Genomic DNA, 6,518 nt, shown 5'->3' on the forward strand with positions numbered 1-6,518 from the left:
TCCTCTTCGTCCCTCCGCATCGAGCCCGTGCCGCCTCCCGCGCCCCGGCAAGCGACGGCCGCCCCCGTCACCCCGGGACCCTCCGACACGAGCCGGGCAAGGCATTCGCCCGCCGCCGACCATGGCTGGCGCGCCCGCTTCCGGGAGGCGGCGCGGGAAGCGCTCACCGCCCCGCAGGGGCACGGGCACGGCCACGGGCACGCGGTTGTGCGGTCAAGGACGCGGGAAACCGTGCGACAGGCCATCGGCCGCGCGGAGTTCGATGCCTTCATGGGCGGCCAGTACCGGCAGCCGCTGAAGGACGCCGCCCGCGCACAGCTGGGCGACAGCGGCGGCGCGCGTGCCGGTTTCTGGCTGCGCTACGAACTGGTACGCCGCCCGACGCGGATTACATACTCCGATGCGAATGGCGGGCGGCTGCTGTCCCGCATTCCCGGCAATGGCGAGGCGATCATACGTGTCGCCGGCGACAGGCCGCACTTCTACTGGCTTCCCGCGCAAGGCTTGCCACCCGCGGTTCAGGAGCGCTACCGCAGCGTGGGCGGCCCTGCGTTGAACGAGGACGGTACTGTCGGAGGCGGCGTGACAGGCAAGGTGTACCCCGGTGTGAACCTGACCGAGCACGGCGGCGGCGAAGACTTCGTGGCGGTGAAAATCAGCGACGCCGCGCCAAAGAAAGCATTCGACAGGCGGGTGGGCGAGAACGGACGGGCAATGTGGACCGGCATCGGGCAAAGCACTGCGGTCATCCCGCGTCACGGCGTATCACTGACGCCGGACAAAGCCTATCTCGTGGGCCAGCTCGCCCGCTGGGGAAGTCTGCAGACAGTGATCAACGAACTGCATGCCCGTCTGACGCGTGATCCGGATACAAGGGCAGTGATGATTCACGCTCTGGCCTGCCGGATACTTGCGGCGGTGCGCGCCTTCCACGCCCTCGGCTACCGTCACTGGGATATCAAACCGGAGAATCTCGTTCTGAGCCGCGACGGCAGCGTCAGACTCGTCGATCTCGACGTCTGCGTCGCGGACTCGGATGACGGCGAATTCATGTCGGGCGTCAGAGTCGGCACAGATCACTATATCCAGCCGTTCTACGCGACTGGCAATACAGCCACCTCGGGCGATGTCTACAGTACAGGCGCGGTCCTCTACGCCCTGGCGCACGGGCATGAGCATGGACTGCCGCCGGCCGGGTTCCCTGCCGAGGTGATCGAGGATCTTCCCACCGATGAACTCGCCTGGTGCGCGGCGCGGATGATGGCGGCGCGGCCCGAGCAACGTCCGACGCTGGAGGCAGTCGCGGAAATGAACTACTTCAAGCGCAAGCCGCTGACCGACGCCGAATTCACCCGCCGCCTCGCGGAAGTCCTCTCGCCGCCGCCGCACGAGGGCGGCCCGGCGCCCGCCGCGAACTAACAAGTCCCGCCATGCTCTGACGCGCATCAGGCCCGCCCCGGCGCCTGTCCTTCAAGCCGGAAAGGAGAGATGCATGTTCGGAAGCAAGAATCTGAAGCGCGCACGGGTTGCCGTACTGGCTGCGGACGGCTACGAAAAAGCCGAGCTCACCGCGCCGGCGGACGCGCTGCGCGAACGCGGCGCACGGGTCGAGATCGTCTCCCTGCACCCCGGCAGCATCCGCGGCGTCAATCTGCATGAACCCGCCGGTCGCATCCGCGTGGACCACAGCCTGGCCGACGCCGATGCCGGAGCCTATGACGCGCTGCTGATCCCCGGCGGACTCGTCAATCCCGATCTGCTGCGGCAGTCGGCCGAAGCCCGGGCCTTCGTGCGCGCCTTCGACACCGCCGGCAAGCCGGTCGCCTCGCTCTGCCATGGGCCGGGGGTGCTGGCCTCGGCCGGTCTGGCGCGTGGACGCATGCTGACTTCCTGGCCGGGTCTGCGCGAGGAGTTCGTCCAGGCGGGAGCGGCCTGGCGCGACGAGGCGGTGGTCCGGGACCGCAACTGGGTGACCGGCAGAAGTCCGCAGGACATGAATGCCTTCATCCGCGCCATGTGCGATCTTTTCGCCGAGGCCGGGGCGGCGGCGGCCGGCGGTCCGCGGCTGCAGCCGGCGGCGCCGGTGCAGAAGGCGCAGCGCGTGCTGCGGAGCCTGCCGCGCCCTTCCGCGAAAACCCTGCTCGGGCTGGCCGTGATCGGGGCCGGCATCGCCGTCGCCACGCGCCGGCGCCATTCCGTCGCGGGCTGAGAAAAGGAGTCGTCATGCATGTCTATATCGTCAAGACCGAGGATGGTTATCTCTATCCGTTCGCGGGCGACGCCTCGCTGACCGACCGCGAGGATCAGGCCGGGCGCTGGGCCAGCGCCGGCGAGGCCAGCGAAAACGCGGTGCGGCTCGGGTACAAGGAAGGCAGCTTCCGCGTCATCGCCATCGACGCCGACGACGAGCCGCCGGTGCACTGAGGGCACGCCGCGGCGCGCGTTATTCGGGAAGGTTTGACCTAGAGCAATAAATTTGCGGACCTGGGCGGGTAGAGTCCGCCTCAATTGTTGCTTTACGTAAACATAATACAGGCCCGGAGACGTCCTGCCCGGCGCAAGGCCCGCTCGTGCAAACTCTTAAAAACACCTCGCAAGCGCTCGCGCGCGCCGTGCTCGGCGTCGCCCCGCAAAAATTCTTCGGCAGCCTATTCCTGCCGGGCGGCCATGCGCCGCTGCTGTCGCGCAAGCGCGCCGACATGATCATTTCGCGGGTGCGGATGGTGGCCGGCCTGTTCGCCGTGCTCACGCCGCTCTGGATCCTGGTCGACGCGCTCGTGTTTCCGTGGCCGGTCGCCGGCCTGCTGGTGGCGGGGCGGGTAGTGACCACGCTGGCCTTTGCGCTGCTGGCGGTGTCGGCCAGGCCCAGCGGCCGGCTGTTCGACGCTTACCGCGCGCTCGCCTTCATGTTCAGCATCCCGACGCTGTTCTTCATCTATTCGCATCCCCTGCTGTCGCATTTCAGCGTGGCCGGCCCGGCGGCCGCGATCGCCGCCGGCTACGCCTTTCTCCCCTTCGTGATGGTGGCCGGGCTCAGCGTGTTTCCGCTGACCGCGTCCGAAGGCGCGGTGTTCGCGGTGCCAGTGCTCGCGGCCGAAGCGGTGATCGCGCTGATGCAGCTGGACATGCTGAACTGGGCCTCCCACCTCGGCGCTTTCTGGCTGCTGATGCTGATCGCGACGGTGGCCATCCTGGCCGGCATGAGCCAGCTCAGTTTCATGATGTCGCTGATCCGGCAGGCGACGCATGACGGTCTGACCGGCTGCTTCGCCCGCGCCAGCGGCGAGGAACTGCTGGAGATACAGTTTCACATCGCCGAGCGCAGCGGCGCCCCGCTCTCCCTGGTCTTCGTCGACATCGACCATTTCAAGCAGATCAACGACCGTTTCGGGCATGAAGCCGGCGATCGCGTGCTCGCGCACGCAGCGCAGACGATGCGCGCCGGACTGCGCACCGGCGACATCCTGCTGCGCTGGGGCGGCGAGGAATTCCTGCTGATCCTGCCCAATACCGATGGCGCGACCGCGGCCTCGGTGGTGCGCCGCCTGCGCGAAGGCGGGCTCGGCAAGCGGCCCGACGGCAGTCATGTGACGGCGAGCTTCGGCGTCGCCGAACGCGCCGCCGACGGCGCGGCCGGCTGGCCGCAGCTGGTGGAGATTGCGGACCAGCGGATGTACCTGGCCAAGATCGGCGGCAGGGACCGCTGCGTCGGCCGGACCGAAGAACAGCACGCGCAGCAGGTGCAGCTTGCCTAGCCTCCCCGCCCTCTCCGCGCTCCTCGCCCTGCCGGCACGGCTGCTGCATACCCTCACCGGCTACGTGTTCTGCGCGACCGTCGGCGTGGCGGCGCTGGTCTTTCTCGGCGCCACCCTGGCATCGTCGCTCCTGTACGAACGGCTGCTGGAAGAGCGCAACCTGGAAACCTCCGCCGAGATCGCGCAACAGAACCGCGACGACGTGATCGCGGCGCTGCGCCAGGGCGGCCGCCAGCCGCATCTGGAAGACACGCTGGCCGGCATCCGCGCCACCTTTCCCAGCACGGTGCGGGAAATCCGCGTCTGGCCCGCACCCGTGACGGCTGGCCGGGATGACGGGCGCGGCGATGCGCGTGGCGACATGGCCACGCCGGCGGTGCGCCGGCTGCTGGCGGACGGGGAGCCGGTGCGTGAAGTGGAGCGCGGCGCGGTCCGCCATGTCTTCCCGCTGGCGGCGGAATCCGCCTGTCTCGGCTGCCATCGCGCCGCCCGCGAGGGAGACGTGCTCGGCGCGGTCGAGATCGTGCACGGCCTGCAGACCGTCAGCGCCACGGTGCGCGGCTACTACGTCGCGCTGTTCGTCGCGCTCGGCACGCTGGTGCTGGCGGCGGCCGGCCTGCTGACGCGGCGCGCGGCGCGGCGGCTCGACCGCTCGGCGGCGGCCTTCCGGCACGAGGTGGAGACGATCAACACGATCAAGGATTTCGAGCGCTTCCATCCCGGGCGTGCCGATTTCGGCTTCGAGGAATTCAACCAGGCCTTCAGCCATGTGGCCACGCTGGTGGAGAAGATCAAGGCGGTCGCGGTCGACAAGGGCGTGCTGGAATTCGAGATCCGGCTGCTGGAAAAATTCATCATCACCTCCAACGTGGTGCGCGACTGGCGCGAGTTCATCAAGAACCTGCTGCTGGAAATCCATCCCATCATCGACGCCTATGCGCTGGTCACCATCTTCCGCGTTGAAGAGGAAGCGTATGAGTGCGAGATCTTCTGGCGCAGCCCGCCGACGGCGCGCACGCGCGCGCTGTTCGAGCGCATCCTGCGCGCGCAGCTGCAGGGCCATGCCTTCTTCGGCGACGGCGTGCAGCTGCAGATCGCCCACAACATCGCCGGCGACGGCGAGCACCTGCCCGAGCTGAGCACGCACGACATCGAACTGCAGACCAAGACGCTGCTGCTGGACACGCCCAAGATCGGCGGCATCGTCGGCATCGGCGTGCAGTCGCTGATGGCGCAGGACAATGTGCGCCACATGGTGATCGGCAGCATCCTGACCACGCTGCTCAACCTGGTCGGCTCGGTGAAGGCGATCTACAAGTACACCAAGGACCTGGAGCACTACGCCACCCGCGATCCGCTCACCGACCTGTACAACCAGCGCATGTTCTGGGAACTGCTCGGCTATGAAGTCGGCCGCGCCCGCCGGCATGACCAGCAGTTCGCGGTGATGGTCCTCGACCTCGACAACTTCAAGACCATCAATGACCGCTTCGGGCATCACGTCGGCGACAGCTTCCTGCAGGAGTTCGCCGATGTGCTGCGCGGCGCGGTGCGCAACGGCGACATGCTGGCGCGGCACGGCGGCGACGAATTCTGCGTGATCCTGCCCGAGGCGTCGGAAAACCAGGCGCGCACCGTGGCCGAGCGCATCCTCGAGGCGCTCGACGGCTTCACGATGGAGACCGCGGACGGCATCCGCCTCAAGGCCACCACCTCGATCGGCATCGCCGTCAGTCCCATGCACGGCGACAATCCGAAGGACCTGTTCCTGGTGGCCGACAACATGGTGTACAAGGCCAAGCGCAGCGGCAAGAACGCCATCGCCATCCCGAGCGAGGACGAGATGGCGGATGTGTTCCGCAAGGCGGGCGAGAAGAACCTGATGATCCGCAACGCGCTCGACGAAGACCGCATCGTGCCGAGCTTCCAGCCGATCTGCAACGCCGCCACGGGCGAGATCGTGATTCATGAACTGCTGATGCGCATACAGCTGGACGACCAGCTGGTCGCCGCCAACGATTTCATCGCCGAGGCCGAGAGCATGGGCATCGCGCACAAGATGGACTATCAGCTGGTGGAAAAGGCCTTCGCGCAGATCGAACGCCAGGGTTACGAGGGCATGCTCTTCGTGAACCTGTCGCCCAAGGCGCTGATCGTCGGCGAATTCGCCGACCGCGTCGGCCGCCTCGCCGAACGCCACGGCATCCGTCCCGATCGCATCGTGTTCGAAATCACCGAGCGCGAGACGGTGCGCAACCTGGCGCTGCTGGAGAAATTCGTGCTCGACGCGAAGCTGCAGGGCTTTTCCTTCGCGATCGACGATTTCGGTTCCGGCTATTCGTCGTTCCAGTACATCAAGTGCTTCCCGGTGGACTACATCAAGATCGAGGGCGAGTTCATCCGCAACATGCTGCATGACGAGGTCTACATGGCCTTCGTCAAGAGCATCGTCACGCTGGCGCGCGAGCTCGGCGTGAAGACGGTGGCGGAATTCGTCGAGGACGCGGAAGTGCTGGCCGCGGTGGCGGCGCTCGGCATCGACTATGCGCAGGGCTATCACATCCGCCGTCCCGGCCCGGACCTGATGGTGCCCAGGCGCGCCGGCGGCGAGCCGGTGCAGGCGATGCTGCTGTAGCGCTAGGTGTGAAGTTGCAAGAGGTTATTTCGGTTGGTTGAGAGTCTGGACATTGGTGCTTTGCCGCCGATACCTTGGTGCGGGCGGTGCCAGTTGTAGTGGTGGTTCCACTGATGGAGCATTTCGGC

Annotated in this window: 6 protein-coding genes; 5 read left to right on the top strand and 1 reads right to left on the bottom strand. The window is 67.3% G+C overall.

Going from position 1 to position 6,518, the window contains the following annotated elements; all coding sequences use genetic code 11:
* The first annotated feature begins 231 nt into the window (after positions 1-231).
* The 5 genes from NCCP691_RS12055 (at position 232) to NCCP691_RS12075 (ending at position 6,390) form a co-directional block, all read left to right on the top strand.
* The gene (locus NCCP691_RS12055; protein ID WP_220808604.1) at positions 232-1,419 is read left to right on the top strand and encodes a protein kinase domain-containing protein; all 1,188 of its coding nucleotides are present in this window, start codon (positions 232-234) and stop codon (positions 1,417-1,419) included.
* Positions 1,420-1,492: 73 nt separating this feature from the next.
* On the top strand, positions 1,493-2,209 hold the full coding sequence (locus NCCP691_RS12060; protein WP_220808606.1) for a type 1 glutamine amidotransferase domain-containing protein: 717 nt from the start codon (positions 1,493-1,495) through the stop codon (positions 2,207-2,209).
* A 14-nt stretch (positions 2,210-2,223) separates the two neighbouring features.
* Positions 2,224-2,424 (top strand): hypothetical protein, encoded by a 201-nt coding sequence (locus NCCP691_RS12065; RefSeq protein ID WP_220808607.1) that lies wholly within the window; start codon positions 2,224-2,226, stop codon positions 2,422-2,424.
* 146 nt (positions 2,425-2,570) lie between these two features.
* Positions 2,571-3,755: a GGDEF domain-containing protein gene (locus tag NCCP691_RS12070; protein ID WP_220808609.1), complete on the top strand. Its 1,185-nt coding sequence runs from the start codon at positions 2,571-2,573 to the stop codon at positions 3,753-3,755.
* A complete protein-coding gene (locus NCCP691_RS12075; RefSeq protein WP_220808611.1) occupies positions 3,748-6,390 on the top strand; it encodes a putative bifunctional diguanylate cyclase/phosphodiesterase in 2,643 nt (880 codons plus the stop codon). The genes NCCP691_RS12070 and NCCP691_RS12075 overlap by 8 nt, the downstream gene beginning before the upstream one ends.
* Positions 6,391-6,392: 2 nt before the next feature.
* Here the strand turns inward: NCCP691_RS12075 and NCCP691_RS12080 are convergent, their stop codons facing one another.
* Positions 6,393-6,512 carry a hypothetical protein gene (locus NCCP691_RS12080; protein ID WP_373870352.1) on the bottom strand — a complete coding sequence of 40 codons (120 nt, stop codon included), beginning with the start codon at positions 6,510-6,512 and terminating at the stop codon, positions 6,393-6,395.
* Positions 6,513-6,518: the final 6 nt, after the last annotated feature.

The sequence above is a fragment of the Noviherbaspirillum aridicola genome (assembly GCF_019656455.1).
Taxonomy (GTDB): Bacteria; Pseudomonadota; Gammaproteobacteria; order Burkholderiales; family Burkholderiaceae_D; genus Noviherbaspirillum; species Noviherbaspirillum aridicola.